Raw genomic sequence first — 18,674 nt, 5'->3', positions numbered from 1 at the left:
CTGATATTTTCACGAGGAGAGAACCCGATATGCACTTCAATGGACTATCTGACAAGGAAGCTGCTGAATCCAGAAAGCAATATGGCAGCAATGTGATCCCGGACTCCGAGCCCACCACCTTCTGGGCGGAATTTAAGGAGACCTTCGGCGACCCCATGATCCGCATCCTGCTTGCCATTGCGGCACTGATGATCGCCATGTGGGCCTTCGGCTACGCCGACATCTATGAGCCGGCGGGCACCATCGTGGCGGTGCTCATTGTGGCCTTCGTCTCCGCCAAGACCGGGGTTGCCAGCGACACCAAGTACCGCGAGCTGAAGGAGAACACCAAAAAGGACCAGTGCAAGGCCTACCGCAACGGCGTTATCACCGTGATTGACGTGGACGACGTGGTGGTGGGGGACAAGATCCTCCTTCAGTCCGGCGACAAAATCCCGGCGGACGGCGTGCTCATTCACGGCGGCCTGAAGGTGGACAACTCCGCCCTCAACGGCGAGGCGGAGGAGTGCCCCAAGACGGCGGCTCAGGAGGGCTTCCGTCTGGCGGAGGAGATTACCGGCGACACCTTTGTGGACCAGCACTCCCTCTTCCGGGGGGCGGTGCTCTTCGACGGCGAGGGCGTGATGGACGTCCAGAAGGTGGGCCTGAAGACCATGATGGGCAAAATGGCCGAGGAGATGCAGGACGACGAGCCCGACTCCCCCCTGAAGGTGAAGCTGGCTAAGCTGGCGGATATGATCTCCCGCTTCGGCTATATCGGCGCCATTGTCATTGCAGTGATGTATATGGGCTACTTTGTGCTGTCCGCCGGCGGTGTGGAGCCCTATCTGGCCACCGGCGCCACCGAGATCATCAAGGACCTGGTGGAGGCGGTGTCCCTGGCCATTGTCATTATCGTCTGTGCGGTACCCGAGGGCCTGCCCCTGATGATCTCCCTGGTGCTGATGCAGAACACCAGCAAGATGCTGGACCACAATGTGCTGGTGCGCAAGGCGGAGGGCATAGAGACGGCGGGCTCTCTGAACATCCTGTTCAGCGACAAGACGGGCACCATCACCAAGGGCCACCTGGAGGCGGTGGAGTTTTTCACGGCCGACGGCATCTCCATCCCCCTGTCGGAGCTGGCCCAGCACGGGAAGCTGAAGGGCCTGCTGGACCTGGCCATCGGCAAAAATACCCAGTCCATGTTTGACGCCCAGGGGCGGGTCATCGGCGGCAACGCCACCGACCAGGCGCTGGTGCGCTTCCTGGGGGCAGAGACGCTGAGAAAGCTGGAGGGGACCTATACTGTCACCGAGTCCCAGAGCTTCAACTCCTCCAACAAGTTCAGCCAGGCCCACCTGCGGGAGCTGGACAAGACCTTCTACAAGGGCGCCCCGGAGAAGCTGCTGGCCGTATCCGGCAAATACCTCAGCCTCAGCGGCGACGTGCATACCATCAACCTGAACAACGTCAGCGCCAAAATTGACGAGCTGGCGGGCAAATCCATGCGGGTCCTGGCCTTCGGCTACTCCGACAAGGCCATGACCAAGGACCAGATCAACGCCGACACCACCATTATCGGCTTCCTGGGGATCCGGGACGACGTGCGCCCGGAGGCCCGTGAGGCCATCGCCGCTGTGCAGAACGCCGGCATCCAGGTGGTTATGATTACCGGCGACCGGCTGGAGACCGCCGTGGCCATTGCCAAGGACGCGGGCCTGCTGAAAAGCCAGGACGATGTGGCGCTGGCCTCCAGCCAGCTGGGCAAGCTGTCCGACGACGAGGTGAAGGAGCTCATCCCCCGCATCCGGGTCATTGCCCGGGCCCTGCCCACCGACAAGTCCCGTATGGTCCGCCTGTGCCAGGAGATGAATCTGGTGGTGGGCATGACCGGCGACGGCGTCAACGACTCCCCCGCCCTGAAGCGGGCCGATGTGGGCTTTGCCATGGGCAGCGGCACCGAGGCGGCCAAGGAGGCGGGCAAGATCGTCATCCTGGACGACAACTTCAAGTCCATCAAGGACGCCATCTGGTATGGCCGCACCATCTACCACAACATTCTGAAATTCTGCAAGTTCCAGCTGGTCATCAACGTGGCCGCCGTGGTGGTCAGCGCCGTGGCCCCCTTCTTTGGAGTGGAGGAGCCCCTGAAGGTGACCCACCTGCTGTTTGTCAACCTGGTGATGGACGGCCTGGGGGCCATTATGCTGGGCAACGAGCCGGCCAAGGAGATCTATATGTCGGAGAAGCCCCGGCGGCGGGACGAGAGCATTGTCAGTAAGCCCATGATGGTCCAGATCATTACCATGGGCGTCTGGCTGACTGCCCTCAGCTTCGCCTTTTTGAAGGTCCCCTTCTTCGACCAGTTCTTTGCCAACACCGCGCAGAAGCTGTCCGCCTATTTCGTGCTGTTCATCTGGTGCGCCCTGTTTAACGGCTTCAATGTCCGGGACGAGGGCGGGGCCATCTTCCAGGGGCTGAATGAGAACACCGGCTTTATGAAGGTGTTTATCGCCATTATCCTGGTGCAGGCCGTCATTGTCAACGCCGGACTGATCCCCGGCCTGGGCTGGGTGGGCAGTATGTTCAGCTGCGTGCCCTTTGGAGCGGCGGGCTGGTGCGTGGTGGCGGTGCTGGCCGTGACCATGATCCCGGTGGACCTGCTGCGCAAGGCCGTTGTGAAGCAGAAGTAAGGAAAATGGCTTCCCTGTCTTCGGGGAAGCCATTTCAAAAGGCGCAGTTGTTTCTCCCCGCCTCCGGCGGAGAGAAACAGCTGTCTGCGAAATCCGAAGCGAATACATTGGGGGGAGCGATACCACCATGAAGAAGCTGCAATATAATTCGCCGGTGATCCTCAGCTTTTTTCTCCTGTCGCTGGCGGCGCTGGCCCTGGGCTATCTGACCAGAGACTGGACCACCTGGCACCTGTTTTCCGTCTACCGGGCGCCTCTGACAGACCCCTTTACTTACGTCCGTTTTTTGGGCCACGTGCTGGGCCACGCCGGCATAGACCACTTTATGGGCAATATGCTCCTTCTGCTGGTAGTGGGTCCGCCTCTGGAGGAGAAGTACGGCAGCTCGGTCCTGCTGGCGGGCATTGTGTTCACCGCTCTGGTCTCCGGCGTCCTCCAGTTTGTGTGCTTTCCCGACGCCGCCCTGCTGGGGGCCAGCGGAATTGTGTTTATGCTGATTATGCTCTCCTCCCTGGCGGGCATGAAAAACGGCATGATCCCCCTGACCCTAATCCTGGTGGCTCTGCTGTACCTGGGCCGGGAGGTGTGGTCCATCTTCTTTGTGCGGGACAACGTGGCCAATCTGATGCACCTGGTCGGCGGGGCCTGCGGCACCGGATTTGGATTTTTAGCGGCAAAAAATAAGTGAAAACGGAGTGAATTTCCATGCCGGTCTACAGGCAAGAGGACCTTCTGCGCATTGCGAAGCGGGTCAAAAACACCAAGCGCAGCTATCTGCTGGTCAATCCCCTCCAGGGCAAGCATATCCCGGTGAGCCCCGCCGCCGCCCTGGAGATGATGCACACCCTGGGGGACGCCCTGGCTGAACAATATCCGGATACCCGGCTGGTCATCGGATTTGCGGAGACCGCCACCGCCGTGGGAGCGGCCATCGCCAGCCGGTTTGGCGGGGACTGCGTCTATCTGCCCACGACCCGGGAGGAGGTCCCCGGGGTCCGGGACTGGGTCATCTTTTCCGAGGAGCACAGCCACGCGACCCTGCAAAAGCTGTGCGGCGACGGCCTGGGGGAGCGGTTTGAGGCCACCGGCAGCGTCATCCTGGTGGACGACGAAATCTCCACTGGCAAGACCCTGCGGAACATGGTTCTCCAGCTGCGGGCGCGCTATCCCCAGCTGGCGGAGAAGGGGCTGGTGGCGGCCTCCCTCCTCAACCGGGTCACGCCAGAGAACGAGGGGCTGCTGGCGGAGGCGGGGGTCGTCTGCGCGTCCCTGGTGAAGCTTACTGGAGACCGGGCCGCCGAGGCGGCGGAGGGCTTTCAGGTGGAGGAGGCCGCTCCGGTGGAGGCCGGGAGCCGCCGCTGGTCCCACCTGGCCCTGGACTGCCCCCCGCTGCCCAACCCCCGGGGCGGGATCTCCATCCGCTCCTACCTCAGCAGCTGCGAGGGGCTGGCCCGGGCCTTTGAAGAGGCGGCGGGACCTCTGCTTCATGGGATTGGGGGGGCGGTGGTGCTGGGCACCGAGGAGTGTATGTACCCCGCCCTGATTTTGGGCCGGCGTCTGGAGGAGGGCGGAATGGCGGTGAGGTGTCACGCCACCACCAGGAGCCCCATCGGGGTGTGCTCCGCCGCCGGGTACCCCATCACCAGCGGGGCCAGGCTGGACAGCTTCTATGAGGCGGGGCGGAGCACCTATCTCTACAACTTCGCCCCCTGCGGCGCCCTGATTGTGGTCTCGGACGCCCCCGCCTGCCGGTGGGAGGCGCTGGAGCAGCTGGCCGCCGCTTGGGCGCCCTACGGATACCGCAGACTGGTTTTTGTACAGGGGGGTTCCCATGTTTGGTACATATAAAAAAGAAGACGTGACCCTTTTGCTGAAGGATATCACTGGCCTGGTGGAGCCCCTAGGGACCCGGGAGCGGGAGGCGCGCATTCAGAGCGGCGTCCACTACTCGGAGATGCTGCCCATTGAGTACGTACCCTCTCCCCCCTACCTGGCCGCCTATCAGGACGCCCTGGACCGCTACGCATCCATGACGGCGGACGCGGCGGCCAGCGCGGCGCGGGAGATCTGGCGGGACAAGGGGGAGGGGACGGTGCTGGTCTCCCTGGCACGGGCGGGCACCTCCATCGGCGTGCTTATCAAGCGCTTCCTGGCCCTGGAGTATGGCGCGGATGTGCCCCACTACACCATCTCCATCATCCGGGACCGAGGCATCGACCGGAATGCCATGGACTGCATCCTGGCCCGGCACAGCCCGGACAAAATCCAGTTTGTGGACGGCTGGACGGGGAAGGGGGCTATCCAGCGGGAGCTGAATTTGGCTATGGCGGACTACCCCAGCGTGGACCCGGGACTGGCGGTGCTCTCTGACCCGGGGGGCATTGCGGGGAAGCGGGGGACCCAGGACGACTTTCTCATTGCCAGCTCCTGCCTGAACTCCACCGTCTCCGGCCTGCTGAGCCGCACCTTTTACCGGTCCGACATCATCGCCCCCGGGGAGTTCCATGGGGCGGCCTTCTACCGGGAGCTGATGGACCAGGACCGGACCTATCAGTTTATCGATACAGTGGCGTCCTGTTTCTCCCCGGACAGCGGCTGCCGGGACAGGGAAAGGACCTTCTCCCGGACCGCCAGGGAGGAGGTGGACAGCATCTGCCAAGCATTCGGCGTCCGGGACCGGAACCTGGTCAAGCCGGGGATCGGGGAGGCGACCCGGGTCCTGCTGCGGCGGGTCCCCTGGAAGGTGCTGGTCCACAGCCTGGAGGACCAGGCCCACCTGGGGCACCTGTATCAGCTGGCCCAGGAGAAAAAGGTCCCCCTGGAGGAGTACCCCCTGGAGCACTACAGGGCCTGCGGGCTGATTCAGGCCCTGGCGGATAATTGAGCTATGGAGAAGATTTTATTTGCCAGCGACCTGGACAATACGCTGATGTTTTCCCACAAATACAGAGGGGAGACAGACCAGTGCGTGGAGTGGCTGGACGGAAGGGAGCAGGGCTTCTGTACCCGGAGATCTCTGGAGTTGCTGGCACTGGTGGGGCAGCGGACCCTGTTCGTTCCAGTGACCAGCCGGTCGGTGGAGCAGTACCGGCGCATTCGTTGGCCCTCCCCCTGCCTGCCCCGGTATGCGGTGACCTCCAACGGGGGCGTCCTGCTGGAGGGGGACCGGGAGGATTTGGCCTGGCGCGCTGGGTCAGAGGAGCTGACTGCCCCCTGGCGGGAGGAGCTGGCGGAGCTGGAGGCCCGGCTGGGGGAGGTCCCCATCCCCAAGCGCTTCCGGATGGTGGACGGCCTGTATCTCTTCGCCGCCTGCGACGATAAGGAGAGCGCCCGGCAGCTGGGGGACCTTTTTGAGGGAAGGACCACAGTGGATGTGGCAGTGTCGGGGCGGAAGGTCTATTTCTTCCCGCCGCCGCTGAACAAGGGGGAGGCCCTCCGGCGGCTCCAGGAGAGGTTCCAGCCGGACAGGACGGTCTGCGCCGGGGACAGCGTCATCGACGTGCCCATGCTGCGGGCGGCGGATAGGGCCATCGTTCCCGGCGAAGACCTGATGGAGGAGGGGCCAAACCGGCTTGTCCACAGCGGCGCGGGGCCCTTCCCGGATTTTGTGCTGGAATCGGTGCTGAACTTTACCAGATCAGGAGGATATGGAGATGTACAAGCTGCTGGGGGCAGATGGGGTTCCATACCTGTCGGAGACGCCGGGGACCCTGGGCGGAAATAAAAGGCTGAAAATCTATGGACGGTTGGACTGTCCCACCGCGCTGTCCACCATTCGGAGATTTCCGGGGAGCTATGAGAAGTCCCGTGTGTTCTTTGCCGATGAGAGGACAGCCCTGGCCGCGGGCTACCGTCCCTGTGGAAACTGCCTGCGGGAGAAGTACCGGGAATACAGGGAGGACCCTGAAAAGTACTTGAAACAATTCGATTGACAGCAAAAAAGGACCTATCCCCATCGGATAGGTCCATCTGTTATGTTTCGGGAACTTCCTCCAGAACGCGCACCTGAATTTCCAGGACCCGCCGGTGTTCCACTTGGGTCACAGTGACGTCTAGCCCCTCAGCGGTGAAGTGGTCCCCCACCTCCGGGACCCGGCCCACCTGCTCCAGAACCCAGCCGGAGACGGTGGCCGCCCCGCAGGTCCCCTTCACCTGGAACAGGTCGTACATGTCGTCCAAGTCGGCGGAGCAGGCGATGATATAGCTGCCGTCGGGCTGCTTTTTGAAGATCTCGATGACCTCGTCGTGTTCGTCCCAGATCTCTCCCACCAGCTCCTCCAGAATGTCCTCCAGGGTGCAGATGCCCTGAGTCCCGCCGTATTCGTCCACCACCACCGCCATGTGGGCCTTGTTCCGCTGCAAAATGCGCAGCAGCTCCGACACCTTGGTGTTGCCAGTGGTGTAAAAAACCGGCGTCTGTAATCCGGCGACCTCGGTCCTGCCCTGATAGCGGGCGGCGTAGAAGTCCTTCTCGTGGACCACGCCCACAATGTTGTCCACCGTCTCGTGGTAGAGGGGGATGCGGGAGTAGCCCGTCTCGGCAAAGAGGGAGGCCAGCTCCTCCATGGTACACCCCTCGTCGGCGGCGGTCAAATCAACCCGGGGGGTGAGGATCTCGGAGACCTCCAGGTCGTTGAACTCGATGGCGTTGCGGATCAGGTCGCTCTCGTGCTCGTCCAGGCCGCCCTCGGTCTCCGCCTGGTCCACCATGCCCACCAGCTCCTCCTCGGTGATGCCGTCGTCCCCGGCGGCCCGGAAGATCTTGCTCATCAGCTTCTTCCACTGGGTAAAGAGGAAGTTCACCGGGGTCAGCACCACCAGGAACAGCTTGAGCAGGGGCTGGGCGAACATGGCGAAGTCCTCGGGCCGCTCCTTGGCTAGGCTCTTGGGGGTCACCTCGCCGAAGATCAGGATGATGATGGTGAGGGCCACCGTGGCCACCGTGGGGCCGTACTGGTGGAACCACCTGGTACACAGCACGGTGGACACGGTGGTGGCGGTGATGTTGACGATGTTGTTGCCAATGAGGATGGTGGAGAGCAGCTTGTCGTACTCCTCCGCCAGCTCCAGAGTCTTCGCCGCCCGGCGGCTGCCGTTTTCCGCCCGGTTTTTCAGGCGGATGCGGTTCAGAGAGGTGAAGGCGGTCTCGGTGGCGGAAAAGTAGGCGGACAGAACCACCAAAACAAGCAGGGTCACAATCATAGCGATACTGGTACTGTCTATTTCCATAGAGGAAGGATCAACTCCAATTTCAATGTAATTTTGCCGGGGAGCGGCTAAAACAGGAAAACTCGGGCTATATTTAAGTCAGGAGTATACCACACCTGTTGGGAGATTGCAAACCCATTTTGCCGTCCGCCCGAAACCTTCACATTTTTTTAACAAAAAAGGGGCAAAAAGGCTTGACGGCGGAGGACAGGCGTGATATAGTAATTCCACCTGTGAAAAGGGGCTTTTTTTCGTGCGCGGATGCGGTGTCCGACGTGCGGAACCCCTCAACCCGCTTCAGGGCCACAGGGAGGCAGCAGCCGAACACCCACCGCACCTCTGAGCGCCTTTTTGCGCTCTTTGGCGCTGGATTCGGCAGAGGCAGGCCGTGTCCGGCGTTTTCCTTTTTGGAAAGCAGCGGCTTGCCGAAAGGCGGGGCGGAACCGCTCAGCCTGAAATAAAAAAGGAGGTGCCGAACAAATGGCAGCAAAGGCCGGCGCGCGCATTAAGATCACCCTGCGGTGCTCTGAGTGCAAGCAGAGAAACTACAATACCTTTAAGAACAAAAAGAATACCCCCGACCGTCTGGAGTTGAACAAATACTGCCCCTTCTGCAGGAAGCACACCGTTCACAATGAGACGAAGTGATTGGCGTAAGGGCCGAAATGAAAGAAGGGTTAGCAATGGCTGAAAACGAAAAGGCCGTCCAGGCCGCCAAGAAGGACAAGAAGTCCGACAAGAATGCAAAGCCCGGCTTCTTTGCCCGCGCGGGCAAGTGGTTCCGGGATATGAAAAGCGAGCTGAAGAAGGTTCAGTGGCCCACCCGCAAGCAGACCATCAACAATACCCTGATTGTCATCGCCTGCGTCATTGTGGTTGGGATCGTGATCGCCCTGTTTGACTTTGTGGCCGGCGAGGCGGTCAAGCTGCTCATCGGCGCTTTCAAAGGGTGACCCGAATGGCGGACAATGCAAGCTGGTATGTGGTCCACACCTACTCCGGCTATGAGAATACGGTGAAGGCCACCATCGAGAAGTATGTGGAAAACCGCAGTATGCAGGAGTTGATCCACGAGATCAGCATTCCCCTGGAAACCGTTACCGAAATCACAGACAGCGGCCCCAAGGAAGTGGAGCGCAAGGTGTTCCCCGGCTACGTCCTGGTGAAAATGGTGATGAATGACGAGACCTGGCACGTGGTCCGCAACATCCGGGGCGTTACCGGCTTTTTGGGCGAGGGCAACAAGGCCATTCCCCTCAGCGACGCCGACGTAGCCGCTCTGGGCGTGGAGAAACGGGAGGTCGTGGTCAGCTACGAGCTGGGCGACACCGTGCGCATCACCGACGGCGCTCTAGAGTCCTTCCTGGGCACGGTGGACGAGATCGACCTGGACGGCAACAAGGTCCGGGTCGTGGTGTCCATGTTTGGCCGGGAGACCCCGGTGGAGCTGGAGCTGGACCAGGTGGAGCCCGCTAATTCCTAAGCGTCCGAGCCGTTGTGAGCAGCGCGGATGGAGGGATACAGACCCAGCCGCCTCCACGCCTGCGGCTGTTTGCGTCCCAAGTCGGAGGGAAGCCGTGCGCTGCGAACAGGCGAGGCGTGATAACCCCTAAGCATCTGAGCAGGCCAGCTGCCTTAAGTAAAATTCCAAGGCGGCTGCGGGCCGGCTCAATGGACATTTTTTGTAACAAGTGGGAGGAATTGAACAAATTCCGCCAAAATACCACATTTTCAAATGGAGGTGCTCTTTCGTGGCACAGAAAGTAACTGGATACGTAAAACTGCAGATCCCCGCCGGCAAGGCGACTCCCGCCCCCCCGGTCGGCCCCGCCCTGGGCCAGCATGGCGTGAACATCGCCGCCTTTACCAAGGAGTTTAACGAGCGGACCAAGAACGACGTGGGCCTGATTATCCCCGTGATTATCACCGTCTACGCCGACCGCTCCTTCACCTTTATCACCAAGACGCCCCCCGCCCCCGTGCTGATTAAGAAGGCCTGCGGCATTGACAAGGCCTCCGGCGTGCCCAACAAGAACAAGGTGGCCACCATCAGCAAGGAGGACGTGCGCAAGATCGCCGAGACCAAGATGCCCGACCTCAACGCCGCTTCCATCGAGGCCGCTATGAGCATGATCGCCGGTACTGCCCGCTCCATGGGTATCCTGGTGGGCGACTAAGGAGGGGACAAGAATGTTTAGAGGAAAGAAATACAAAGAGAGCGCGAAGAAGATCGACCGCAACAACCTGTACGATACCGCCGACGCCATGAAGCTGGTGGTGGACACTGCCTCCGCCAAGTTTGACGAGACGGTGGAGCTCCACGTGAAGCTGGGCGTTGACTCCCGCCACGCCGACCAGCAGGTCCGCGGCGCCATCGTTCTGCCCCACGGCACCGGCCGGAGCCAGCGGGTCCTGGTCTTCGCCAAGGCCGCCAAGGCGGACGAGGCCCGGGCCGCCGGCGCCGACTTCGTGGGCGAGATGGACATGGTGGAGAAGATCCAGAAGGAGAACTGGTTTGACTTCGACGTGGTGGTGGCCACTCCCGACATGATGGGCGTGGTGGGCCGTCTGGGTAAGCTGCTGGGCCCCAAGGGGCTGATGCCCTCCCCCAAGGCCGGCACCGTCACCATGGACGTGACCAAGGCCGTCAACGAGATCAAGGCCGGTAAAGTGGAGTACCGCCTGGACAAGACCAACATCATCCACTGCCCCATCGGCAAGGTGTCCTTCGGCCCCGAGAAGCTGAGCGAGAACTTCGCCGCTCTCATGGGCGCTATCATCAAGGCCAAGCCCGCCGCCGCCAAGGGCCAGTATATCAAGAGCTGCACCGTGGCCTCCACCATGGGCCCCGGCGTCAAGGTCAATGGCGCCAAGCTGGTGTAATTCGTCCACCTTTTACAGGCGGGGTTCCGGGAGGACCCTGCCTGTTTTATTATGACATAGTTCAAGGAGGCTCTTTTATGAAGGTATTGCTTATCAACGGAAGCCCCCACCAGGAGGGCTGTACTTACACCGCCCTGTCCGAAATGGCCGCCCAGCTGGAGAAGCGGGGGGTGGAGACGGAGATCTTCTGGATCGGGAACAAGCCCATCCGGGGGTGCATCGACTGCAAGTCCTGCTGGGGCAAGGGGGCCTGCGTCTTTGACGACGACTGCGCCAACACGTGCATCCAGAAGATCATCGCCGCCGACGGGGTCGTCATCGGCAGTCCAGTGTACTTCGGCGGCATCGCCGGGGGCCTGAAGTGCCTGCTGGACCGGGTTTTTTACGACGCTAAGCGGCTGTACTCCCACAAGCCCGCCGCCGCCGTGGTCTCCTGCCGCCGGGGAGGAGCGGGCAGCACCTTCGACGCCATCAACAAGTATTTCACCATCTCCTCCATGCCGGTGGTGTCCTCTCAGTACTGGAACAGCGTCCACGGGGACAGGCCGGAGGAGGTGCGGGCCGACAAGGAGGGGATGCAGACCCTGCGCCTGGCGGCGGACAACATGGCCTGGCTGCTCCGCTGCCGGGAGGCGGCGGGGGTGGAGCCCTTTGAGCGGGAGGTCCGGGTCAAGACCAGCTTCTACAAACCGGAGGGGTGACGCCTCCAGGGCAATCCATTATAAAAAGGAGGCATCCTTATGGATGAAAAGAGCCTGATCCGTTACAGCAAGGGGCGGTGCGCCAGCTGCGGGACCATTATGGAAGTGAAAGAGTACCACGATTTGGACCGCTCCCGGAACCCCGATATTACGGGCGTACTGATGGAGGAGGACTTTTTTATGTGGGAGTGCCCCCAGTGCGGGCGGAGAGGACATATCGCCTACCCCTGCTGGTACTTTGATCCGGAGGAGGAATTGGGGGTCGCACTGGTCCCGGATATTGACTCCTCCACCGGGGCCGCCGCCCTCCAGGGGATGAATCGGAATCTGGAGGGACTGGTCCAGTCCAATATTACACGCAGAGCGGTGGGGAACTTTTTGGCCCTGCGGGAGCAGATCGCCGCCCGGTATTTCGGGCTGGACGACCGGACGGTCCAGCTGGCCAAGCCCTTGATGATCGGCCAGCTCCAGGAGGAGGGCAAGGAGGTGTGGAACGGCTATTTTGTCCAGATTTTGGAAGACCTCGGGGAGGAGCCCCTGCCGGGAGTCCTCTACCTGGGTTCCGGGGAGGAGGAAGTGGACTACTCCAGGCCGGTTTACTGCTACAACGTCTATCTGACCGACCACACCCCCATGGCCGTAGGGGTCAACGAGTACGCCTTCCAGCTGTGCCAGGAGCTGCTGGACCAGAGCGGGGCCCCGCCGGATGACGGGCGCTTTCACCTGTACGACCTGAATTGGGCCATCGACTTTCATAACCGCAGACAGCAGGGCTAGGAGGACGAGAGTATGTTTGGATTTTTCAGGAAAAAGGGCCGTCTGGACAACGGGGACCGCTCCCGGGCCAAGGAGCAGCCTGTGCCCCAGAGCCCCTGGGACCGGGCGGCAGACCTGATGGGCCGGGGGCAGACCGCCGAAGCCCTGGAGCAGTTTGCCCGGGCCGCCATCCAGACCCGGGATGCGTCCCACATGGACATGGCGGAGCGGTGGCTGGATGACCCCGCCCTTCTGGAGCGGGCGGGCGAGGCGGCGGTGTGCCGTTTTGTGTCGGTGGTCACCATTGCGGCGGACGGCGTGGAGGAGACCAGGCGGGGGAAAATCCTGGAGCAGTGCCTGACTGCCCTGGGGCGGATCCAGGTGTCGAAACCCCGGCCCGATGGCTCCGACCGCTACACCGTTGAGAGCAATCTGCTGCGCCGGATGGGCCGGCCGGCGGAGGGGCTGGAGGCGGCCAAGCGGGGGATTGCGGAGCACAACTCCCCCTCCAACTACGCCTTTGCGGCGGTGTGCTGCCTGACCCTGGACGACCCGGAGCAGGCAGAGCGCTATGTGCGGATGGGGCGGAAGCTGGAGCCCACCAATCTGTCCACCACCAACGACCTGGCCGACTACTTTCTGGAGCACCACAGCTGCGCCGACGCGGCCCGGTGCTATGCCGAGGTGGTGGAGGAGAGCGAGGACAGCGCCGACCTGGAGTGGGCGGAGCTCTCCCTCATCTACTGCCGCTGGCTGATGACCAGGGACCCCATGGAGCTGGAACGGCTGGTGCTGTGCGCCGCCTCCTACCCCGGGAACCCCCGGGGAGCCCAGCTGTGCCAGCTGGCGCGGAGTGCTCTGGAATAATATGGCGCCGTCCCGTGGAGCTGCGGGACGGCGTTTTTTATGGAAGGCAGTCAGATTGCCCCAGTTCTGTCGTCTTTTCCGGTGAGAGGAGGTGAGCCCATGGAGGACGCTCAGATCGTTGCGCTGTACTGGGCGCGGGACGAGGAGGCTCTGCGGGAGACCGACCGGCGCTACGGCCCCTACTGCCGCACCGTGGCCGGGCGCATCCTGACCGCTCCAGAGGAGGTGGAGGAGTGCGTTAACGACACCTGGCTCAGGGCCTGGAACGTGATTCCGCCCCAGCGTCCAACCCGGCTGAGGGCGTTCCTGGCGAAGATAACCCGAAACCTGGCTCTGGACCGGCTGAAGGCCCAGACCCGGGCCAAGCGGGGCGGCGGAGAGGCGGCTCTGGCCCTGGAGGAGCTGGCGGAGTGCGTGGCCGCCCCTGGGGGCGTGGAGGAAGAGGTCCAGCAGAGGGAGCTGGAGCTGGCGGTCCACGGCTTTCTGTCCGGTCTGCCGCCCCGGGACCGGGACATCTTCCTGCGGCGGTACTTCTTTGTGGAGCCGGTGGGGGAGATTGCCGGGCGGTACGCTATGGGGGAGAACGCCGTGTCGGCGGCGCTGTCCCGGACGCGGAAAAAATTGCGGACACATTTGGAGCGGGAGGGATGGCTATGACGGCGGAGACACTGTTTCGCTCCATTGGCACAGCGGACGAGGAATTTTTGGAGCACAGCGAGCGCAGAGTCAGAAGGCGGCCCCCCTGGCGGATACTGGCGGCGGCCGCGGCCTGCCTGTGCCTGATTGCCGCCGGGAGCTGGGCGCTGTGGGGGGAGAACATCCGGGAGGCCCTTGCGCCCCGCCGTGTGATGGAGCTGGAATATGGCTGTCCCATAGAGTTTCCCGGCGGCATTGACCCGGTGCTGCGGGTCAACGGGAGGCTCTACCGGTGGGCCGGTCTGAACGGGTCAGGGGGCTATAGGGCGGATGAGGACGGGATCATTCGGGGCCACACTTACCTGCCGGAGGGCTTTCAGGAGGCGGGGGAAATCTCCTCTGTAACGGAGGAGACGCCTGCGGAGGACTTCCAAATCCAGGCCGGGACCCCCATCAGCGGCACAGTGTATGTGGACCTGGAGGCCCCCCTGGTGGTCTACGTTCGGGTCACCACCTACTGGCTGGAGGACTGCTTTGTCCGCTTTGTGGGTATGGAATACCGGACGGGCACGGTCCGGATAGACGGGAAGCTGTACCAATTTTTCAGCGAAGAGCTGGATGGCGGCGGACTGAAGGAGCTGCCCCCGGAGGCCGTCTATGTGGGAGAGATCCAGAAAGTCGTGGAGGACCGGTACCCCGTCCACGACCTGGAGGCCAACAACGATGACTGGAATATACACATGGTGGGCCGGCAGGTGTACCGAGACCCGACAGACGACAGTGTGGTCTATATCAGCGATGAGCGAGTGTGGCGGGGCGGCAGTGAGACCTGGTGGCGGGTCTGCCCCCTCCTGGAAGAACATTAAAAGAGCGCCCGGCTTCCGCCGGGCGCTTCCATTTATGACCTCTTATGACCTCTCCAGCTGCCGGAACACCCCTCTGGACCCCAGGGCCACCAGCGCGGACAGGAGGGCCGCCCCCAGCAGGACGGCGGAGGGGGGCAGGCTGTCGAAGAGGACCCCGTAGGCCGCCTGTCCCAGAGGGGAGGCGCAGCTGGCCACCGCCTGGATGCAGGCAATCACCTTCCCCAGCAGCTGGCCGGGTACCTGGGCCTGGACCAGGGTCAGGAGGACCACGGTGAACAGGGTCGCGGTGGCCATAGCCAGCAGGGCGGCGGCGGTGACGGCCCAATAGCTCACCGGGGCGGGCACGCCGGGCAGGACGGCCAGCCCCATCCCCGCCGCCAGCGCGGAGCAGGCCAGCATACACACCGAGCCGTGGCGGGGCTTCAGCCTGGCGCCCAACAGACCGGCCAGCAGTCCCCCCAGCAGACCGCCCAGCCCCGTGGCCGCCTGAGTCAGGCCCATGCGGGTGTCGCTCATGCCCAGCACCTGGACCACAAGGGCGGGGAGCCCCACGATCATTACCGCCGACAAAATCAGGTTGAAGGCGGACAGCACCAGGGTCACCCACAGGAAAACCGGCCGCTCCCGGGAGATGTACCGCCAGCTCTCCCCAAGGTCGCTGCCCACCGTGGCCAGCACTCCGGCGGAGCGGGGCCGCTTTTGGTGGGGGATGCGGATGAAGAGCTCCATCACCGCCGAGGCGAAAAAGCACACTCCGCCGGTGACCAGGATGGGCCCTAGTCCCCACAGTCCAAAGATGACGCCCCCCAGTGCTGGCCCCAGCAGATTGGCCAGGGTGTTCACCATGTTAATGACGGCGTTGCCCTGGGTCAGCCGCTCCGGGGTCAGGAGCAGGGGCAGACTGGCCTGGACCGCCGGCTGATAGGCCCCGGCGATGGCGTAGAGCAGCATCAGGGTTATAATCACCAGGGGGACCAGCGGAGCCCTGCCCCACAGCAGACAGCAGCACACCGTCAGCCCGGCGGTGAGGAAGTCCAGGGCCACCATGATATTGCGCTTGTTGACCCGGTCCGCCGCCGTCCCGCCGATGGGTCCCATGAGAATCATAGGCACAAAGGAGCAGGCGTTTACCGCCCCGAAAAGGGTTATGGAGCCCGTCTCCCGCAGCAGGTACAGGGGCAGGGCGAAGTGGAGGATGGCGTTGCCGAACAGGGAGATGATCTGCCCGATGACCACCAAAGTGAAATCCCGGGTGAAGAGGGTGCTTTTTTGTGTTTCCATAAAATACTCCTTTCGCATTGAAACCAACCGTCGGTTTGAATATCTGCCAAATAAAACTGCCCGCAGGCAGCTTTATGGTCAGCTGGGGTACAAAGAGACTTTAAACTAGCGTGTCCCTTATATAGGGCAAAAAGTTTGAAAATTGATTTGGAATATAAAACTGGAAATTTATAGACCACATTTGTCCACGAAATGCTCCATTTAAAACTAATATAGTTTGACCTAAGAATTTTTTCGGTGTATTTGGAGGCTCTATATGCGCCGCAACTGGTAATGCACCTCGCAAAACACTGTATTCTTCCTTCAGCCAAGTTTTATGTACCTGATCTGGAATGGTAATATCAGGGAAATACTTTCCCCAACTGTCCCAAAAGCTGGGATTAATTGGATTGTAATGCTCTTTCATGGGAGTTTTTGCAAAATCCTCCTCAGTTTGGAAGGGAAAGGGTTCTGCAAGCCCCGGCATATCGTCAAAAGTTTGGAGCGGATATATGACCCAGGTATCGGATTCTATGCCATTGGCAATCTGTGTAATAAACTGGACATATTCTTTCGGAAGCGTGATCCCGTGCCTGCGTTCAAAATCTTGTACCTCATTGAGGGATATGGGCGGATTCCAGTTAGCCCCCCGCTTTCTGCGCTGTTCCACTTTTTCGCGGACAGCCAGAATCAAATCCATCTTTTCCGTGGCAGACTGATTTGCCTTGAGCTGTTCCCGGATGAATTTTTGCAGCTTTTTGGAGAGATGAAGCTCCAGCCAGTCCAGAAAGCTACAGTTTTTCAGCCGCACGATGCCCGGCTCCGCCCGGTACCACACCTCTCCCCGACAGGGCCCTGTTACCACCAGCAGATAAGTATCATTGCCGCAGCACTCATCCTCCATCAACGTGACGAATCCGTTCCCATTGTATGCCGCCTCCATCTGGGGCTCAGGGTCTGGACTCTGGACCCAGACCAGTGTGTCCTCCACCGCAAAGGGGCGGCCCAACCGCTCCAATTCGCCGGGCTCCTGGGGGAAGGGAAGGAGCTGGTCGCAGTCGCCGGTGATGGGCGGCAAAGTTCCGCCGTTCCCCGCCAGGGTGAGGAAGAGGCGGAAATCCTCGGGCAGAGTAAAGCCGTACTGCTCCTCCATGCTCCGGAGGGCCTCCGAATCCATGGGGGGCAGCAGTTTACAGCCCCGCTTCCGCGCCAGCTTCTGTTTTAGGGTCAGGACCCGCTCGTTCAGTGTCATGGTCTTCGCTCCTCTCGGTTCAGATTTTCTCAGCTTCTGCAAAAGGCTACCATGGCATCGACCATATCCTCATCCACCAGCGTGAAGCCGTACTGCCGGGTCAGCTGGTTGAAGAAGGCGCACCGGCCCCGCACCTGCTCCGGGGTACTGGGGCGGAGGATGGGGTGGAGCCACAGGTTGGCCATCAGGAGTAGTACCTCGGACAACTCCTCCGGGTGATCGGTCCGGATGGAGCCGTCAGCGATGCCTTCCCGCAGGACGGGCAGGACATAGTCCGGGGCGGCCTCTTGCAGGATGCTCTGCATCTGTAGGGCCATGAACTTGGGATTTTCAATGAGGAAGGGCAACATATGCAGAATCTTCCCCTGAAAGGACAGCTGCATGGAGGTGCGGAAAAGTTCCCGCAGCTTCTCCGCCCCGGTGAGACCTTTCCGGTCCCGGACTTCTGCCAGCACGGCGCGCTGCACTTCGCTCACTTGCTCCACCACGGCGATGATGATTGCCTCCTTGGAGGCAAAATGGTGGTAGATGGCCCCCTTGGACAGCTTGGTGGCGTTGATGATGTCCTGGAGGGTGGTCTGGTCGTAGCCCTTCTGGAAAAAGAGCCGGGAGGCGGTGTCCAGAATGCGCTGTACGGTCTGCTCCGGGTGCTTGTTCCGGGCCATAGAGGCCCCTCCCTTCTGAATACAGACCGGCGGTCTGTATTGTTTTAGCATATTTTCTGCGGGCTGTCAAGGGGGGATTCTCCACCAGTCTTTCATTCGTAAAGAATCTTTTGTAGGGTGGGACGACCCTAGCCTGCCGCTTTATGCCCCTGCTTCGCAGGGCCCATCCCTCGTCCCGCCCGCAGGCGGCCTGGCCCCTTTGAAAAGGGGCGAAGGCGAAGCCGGTGAGGATTGACCTGCTGGCGCTGATTCTACATTGAAAGCTCAAATAGAAGGTAGTCTGCCGTTGACAATCCCCCGCCTTCGTTTCGCTCAGGGCCCCCTTTGCCAAAGGGGGCAAGCGGCTTCGCCGCTTGGGCGTTCCTGCGGCATCACAAGAGCGGTGGGGACCGGGGGTCGTTGTGCTCTTTTGCTGCCCCTGGGAAAGAAAACCCCAGCAAGAACTTTTGCGCAGTTCCTGCCAGGGATTTCCACGCCGTCCGAGTTCAGGCCGTGATCCTGGGACGAGGTCAGTTCTCTCTGTCGTGATGAGGATGGTCCATAACCACCTTGCAGGCCCGGGTGAGCTGAGCCAGAATGGTGGAGTTGTAACGACCTTCATAGACCGTCAGCATGGGGATGCGGTCCAGCTTGGACAGTACCACGTATTTGGGCACCAGGTTGCTCAGTGTGAGAGCCTTTACGTCCGCCTCGCAGTGCTTGCAGCCGCACAGGCCAAACTTCTGAATATAGTTGGGGGCTTTCTCCTCCACCAGGACCTGCATCACATTGACATAGCTGGGCTCCTCTTTTGCGTCGGCCTCCGGTACGTTTTTGCTGGGGGCGGGAGCAGGTGCCGGTGCGGGCTCCTGTGCGGGGGCGTTCATACCGGCCAGCATTTTTTCAATGTCATCCTGGCTCATTTT

Annotated in this window: 21 protein-coding genes; 16 read left to right on the top strand and 5 right to left on the bottom strand. The window is 61.6% G+C overall.

Annotated elements, in window-relative coordinates:
- Positions 1–29: 29 nt before the first annotated feature.
- The 6 genes from D1646_RS05940 to D1646_RS05915 all read left to right on the top strand — a co-directional run bounded on the left by D1646_RS05940 (position 30) and on the right by D1646_RS05915 (position 6,607).
- Positions 30–2,675, top strand: coding sequence for a calcium-translocating P-type ATPase, PMCA-type (locus D1646_RS05940; protein WP_160635577.1), 2,646 nt, complete (start codon positions 30–32; stop codon positions 2,673–2,675).
- A 127-nt stretch (positions 2,676–2,802) separates the two neighbouring features.
- On the top strand, positions 2,803–3,363 hold the full coding sequence (locus D1646_RS05935) for a rhomboid family intramembrane serine protease (RefSeq protein ID WP_160635576.1): 561 nt from the start codon (positions 2,803–2,805) through the stop codon (positions 3,361–3,363).
- 17 nt (positions 3,364–3,380) lie between these two features.
- Positions 3,381–4,523: a phosphoribosyltransferase domain-containing protein gene (locus tag D1646_RS05930; protein WP_160635575.1), complete on the top strand. Its 1,143-nt coding sequence runs from the start codon at positions 3,381–3,383 to the stop codon at positions 4,521–4,523.
- Entirely contained in the window at positions 4,507–5,559 is a 1,053-nt protein-coding gene (locus tag D1646_RS05925; RefSeq protein ID WP_160635574.1) for a cysteine protease StiP family protein, read from the top strand. The genes D1646_RS05930 and D1646_RS05925 overlap by 17 nt, the downstream gene beginning before the upstream one ends.
- A 3-nt stretch (positions 5,560–5,562) precedes the next feature.
- Complete coding sequence (locus tag D1646_RS05920) at positions 5,563–6,399, top strand: HAD family hydrolase (protein ID WP_160635573.1); 837 nt, start codon at positions 5,563–5,565, stop codon at positions 6,397–6,399.
- Complete coding sequence (locus tag D1646_RS05915) at positions 6,329–6,607, top strand: Ada metal-binding domain-containing protein (protein WP_160635572.1); 279 nt, start codon at positions 6,329–6,331, stop codon at positions 6,605–6,607. The genes D1646_RS05920 and D1646_RS05915 overlap by 71 nt, the downstream gene beginning before the upstream one ends.
- 40 nt (positions 6,608–6,647) lie before the next feature.
- On the opposite strand, the gene D1646_RS05910 is transcribed toward D1646_RS05915, so the two are convergent.
- Positions 6,648–7,898 (bottom strand): CNNM domain-containing protein, encoded by a 1,251-nt coding sequence (locus D1646_RS05910; protein WP_160635590.1) that lies wholly within the window; start codon positions 7,896–7,898, stop codon positions 6,648–6,650.
- A 465-nt stretch (positions 7,899–8,363) separates the two neighbouring features.
- On the opposite strand from D1646_RS05910, the gene rpmG reads away from it, so the two are divergent.
- The 10 genes from rpmG to D1646_RS05860 all read left to right on the top strand — a co-directional run bounded on the left by rpmG (position 8,364) and on the right by D1646_RS05860 (position 14,592).
- Positions 8,364–8,531, top strand: a complete 168-nt coding sequence (rpmG, locus tag D1646_RS05905) for a 50S ribosomal protein L33 (protein ID WP_023346199.1) — start codon at positions 8,364–8,366, stop codon at positions 8,529–8,531.
- A 35-nt stretch (positions 8,532–8,566) separates the two neighbouring features.
- Complete coding sequence (gene secE / locus D1646_RS05900; RefSeq protein ID WP_160635571.1) at positions 8,567–8,836, top strand: preprotein translocase subunit SecE; 270 nt, start codon at positions 8,567–8,569, stop codon at positions 8,834–8,836.
- 5 nt (positions 8,837–8,841) lie between these two features.
- Complete coding sequence (gene nusG, locus D1646_RS05895; RefSeq protein ID WP_160635570.1) at positions 8,842–9,366, top strand: transcription termination/antitermination protein NusG; 525 nt, start codon at positions 8,842–8,844, stop codon at positions 9,364–9,366.
- 268 nt (positions 9,367–9,634) lie between these two features.
- A complete protein-coding gene (gene rplK / locus D1646_RS05890; protein WP_160635569.1) occupies positions 9,635–10,060 on the top strand; it encodes a 50S ribosomal protein L11 in 426 nt (141 codons plus the stop codon).
- A gap of 13 nt (positions 10,061–10,073) precedes the next feature.
- Positions 10,074–10,766 carry a 50S ribosomal protein L1 gene (gene rplA / locus D1646_RS05885; protein WP_160635568.1) on the top strand — a complete coding sequence of 231 codons (693 nt, stop codon included), beginning with the start codon at positions 10,074–10,076 and terminating at the stop codon, positions 10,764–10,766.
- 77 nt (positions 10,767–10,843) lie between these two features.
- On the top strand, positions 10,844–11,467 hold the full coding sequence (locus D1646_RS05880) for a flavodoxin family protein (protein ID WP_160635567.1): 624 nt from the start codon (positions 10,844–10,846) through the stop codon (positions 11,465–11,467).
- 39 nt (positions 11,468–11,506) lie between these two features.
- The gene (locus D1646_RS05875; protein WP_160635566.1) at positions 11,507–12,244 is read left to right on the top strand and encodes a CpXC domain-containing protein; all 738 of its coding nucleotides are present in this window, start codon (positions 11,507–11,509) and stop codon (positions 12,242–12,244) included.
- 12 nt (positions 12,245–12,256) lie between these two features.
- On the top strand, positions 12,257–13,090 hold the full coding sequence (locus tag D1646_RS05870) for a hypothetical protein (protein ID WP_160635565.1): 834 nt from the start codon (positions 12,257–12,259) through the stop codon (positions 13,088–13,090).
- A 99-nt stretch (positions 13,091–13,189) separates the two neighbouring features.
- Entirely contained in the window at positions 13,190–13,747 is a 558-nt protein-coding gene (locus tag D1646_RS05865; protein WP_160635564.1) for a sigma-70 family RNA polymerase sigma factor, read from the top strand.
- Complete coding sequence (locus tag D1646_RS05860; protein ID WP_160635563.1) at positions 13,744–14,592, top strand: hypothetical protein; 849 nt, start codon at positions 13,744–13,746, stop codon at positions 14,590–14,592. The genes D1646_RS05865 and D1646_RS05860 overlap by 4 nt, the downstream gene beginning before the upstream one ends.
- 42 nt (positions 14,593–14,634) lie before the next feature.
- Here the strand turns inward: D1646_RS05860 and D1646_RS05855 are convergent, their stop codons facing one another.
- The 4 genes from D1646_RS05855 to D1646_RS05840 all read right to left on the bottom strand — a co-directional run.
- Positions 14,635–15,873 (bottom strand): MFS transporter, encoded by a 1,239-nt coding sequence (locus tag D1646_RS05855; RefSeq protein ID WP_160635562.1) that lies wholly within the window; start codon positions 15,871–15,873, stop codon positions 14,635–14,637.
- A gap of 100 nt (positions 15,874–15,973) precedes the next feature.
- Positions 15,974–16,870, bottom strand: a complete 897-nt coding sequence (locus D1646_RS05850; RefSeq protein WP_160635561.1) for an SMI1/KNR4 family protein — start codon at positions 16,868–16,870, stop codon at positions 15,974–15,976.
- Between the two features lie 263 nt (positions 16,871–17,133).
- Positions 17,134–17,769: a TetR/AcrR family transcriptional regulator gene (locus D1646_RS05845; RefSeq protein WP_160635560.1), complete on the bottom strand. Its 636-nt coding sequence runs from the start codon at positions 17,767–17,769 to the stop codon at positions 17,134–17,136.
- Between the two features lie 509 nt (positions 17,770–18,278).
- Positions 18,279–18,674, bottom strand: a 396-nt coding sequence (locus tag D1646_RS05840; RefSeq protein ID WP_160635559.1) for a late competence development ComFB family protein, incomplete at its 5' end; no start/stop codon positions are given.

The sequence above is a fragment of the Pseudoflavonifractor sp. 60 genome (assembly GCF_009911645.1).
Taxonomy (GTDB): Bacteria; Bacillota; Clostridia; order Oscillospirales; family Oscillospiraceae; genus Lawsonibacter.
The sequence above is the reverse complement of the archived record's forward strand: the minus strand, read 5'-3'. Positions and strand labels throughout refer to the sequence as shown.

Bases quoted from the DNA above. Each gene is read 5' to 3' on its own strand.
- D1646_RS05940 (WP_160635577.1), top strand. From the start codon at position 30: ATGCACTTCAATGGACTATCTGACAAGGAAGCTGCTGAATCCAGAAAG.
- D1646_RS05935 (WP_160635576.1), top strand. From the start codon at position 2,803: ATGAAGAAGCTGCAATATAATTCGCCGGTGATCCTCAGCTTTTTTCTC.
- D1646_RS05930 (WP_160635575.1), top strand. From the start codon at position 3,381: ATGCCGGTCTACAGGCAAGAGGACCTTCTGCGCATTGCGAAGCGGGTC.
- D1646_RS05925 (WP_160635574.1), top strand. From the start codon at position 4,507: ATGTTTGGTACATATAAAAAAGAAGACGTGACCCTTTTGCTGAAGGAT.
- D1646_RS05920 (WP_160635573.1), top strand. From the start codon at position 5,563: ATGGAGAAGATTTTATTTGCCAGCGACCTGGACAATACGCTGATGTTT.
- D1646_RS05915 (WP_160635572.1), top strand. From the start codon at position 6,329: ATGTACAAGCTGCTGGGGGCAGATGGGGTTCCATACCTGTCGGAGACG.
- rpmG (WP_023346199.1), top strand. From the start codon at position 8,364: ATGGCAGCAAAGGCCGGCGCGCGCATTAAGATCACCCTGCGGTGCTCT.
- secE (WP_160635571.1), top strand. From the start codon at position 8,567: ATGGCTGAAAACGAAAAGGCCGTCCAGGCCGCCAAGAAGGACAAGAAG.
- nusG (WP_160635570.1), top strand. From the start codon at position 8,842: ATGGCGGACAATGCAAGCTGGTATGTGGTCCACACCTACTCCGGCTAT.
- rplA (WP_160635568.1), top strand. From the start codon at position 10,074: ATGTTTAGAGGAAAGAAATACAAAGAGAGCGCGAAGAAGATCGACCGC.
- D1646_RS05880 (WP_160635567.1), top strand. From the start codon at position 10,844: ATGAAGGTATTGCTTATCAACGGAAGCCCCCACCAGGAGGGCTGTACT.
- D1646_RS05875 (WP_160635566.1), top strand. From the start codon at position 11,507: ATGGATGAAAAGAGCCTGATCCGTTACAGCAAGGGGCGGTGCGCCAGC.
- D1646_RS05870 (WP_160635565.1), top strand. From the start codon at position 12,257: ATGTTTGGATTTTTCAGGAAAAAGGGCCGTCTGGACAACGGGGACCGC.
- D1646_RS05865 (WP_160635564.1), top strand. From the start codon at position 13,190: ATGGAGGACGCTCAGATCGTTGCGCTGTACTGGGCGCGGGACGAGGAG.
- D1646_RS05860 (WP_160635563.1), top strand. From the start codon at position 13,744: ATGACGGCGGAGACACTGTTTCGCTCCATTGGCACAGCGGACGAGGAA.
- D1646_RS05855 (WP_160635562.1), bottom strand. From the start codon at position 15,873: ATGGAAACACAAAAAAGCACCCTCTTCACCCGGGATTTCACTTTGGTG.
- D1646_RS05845 (WP_160635560.1), bottom strand. From the start codon at position 17,769: ATGGCCCGGAACAAGCACCCGGAGCAGACCGTACAGCGCATTCTGGAC.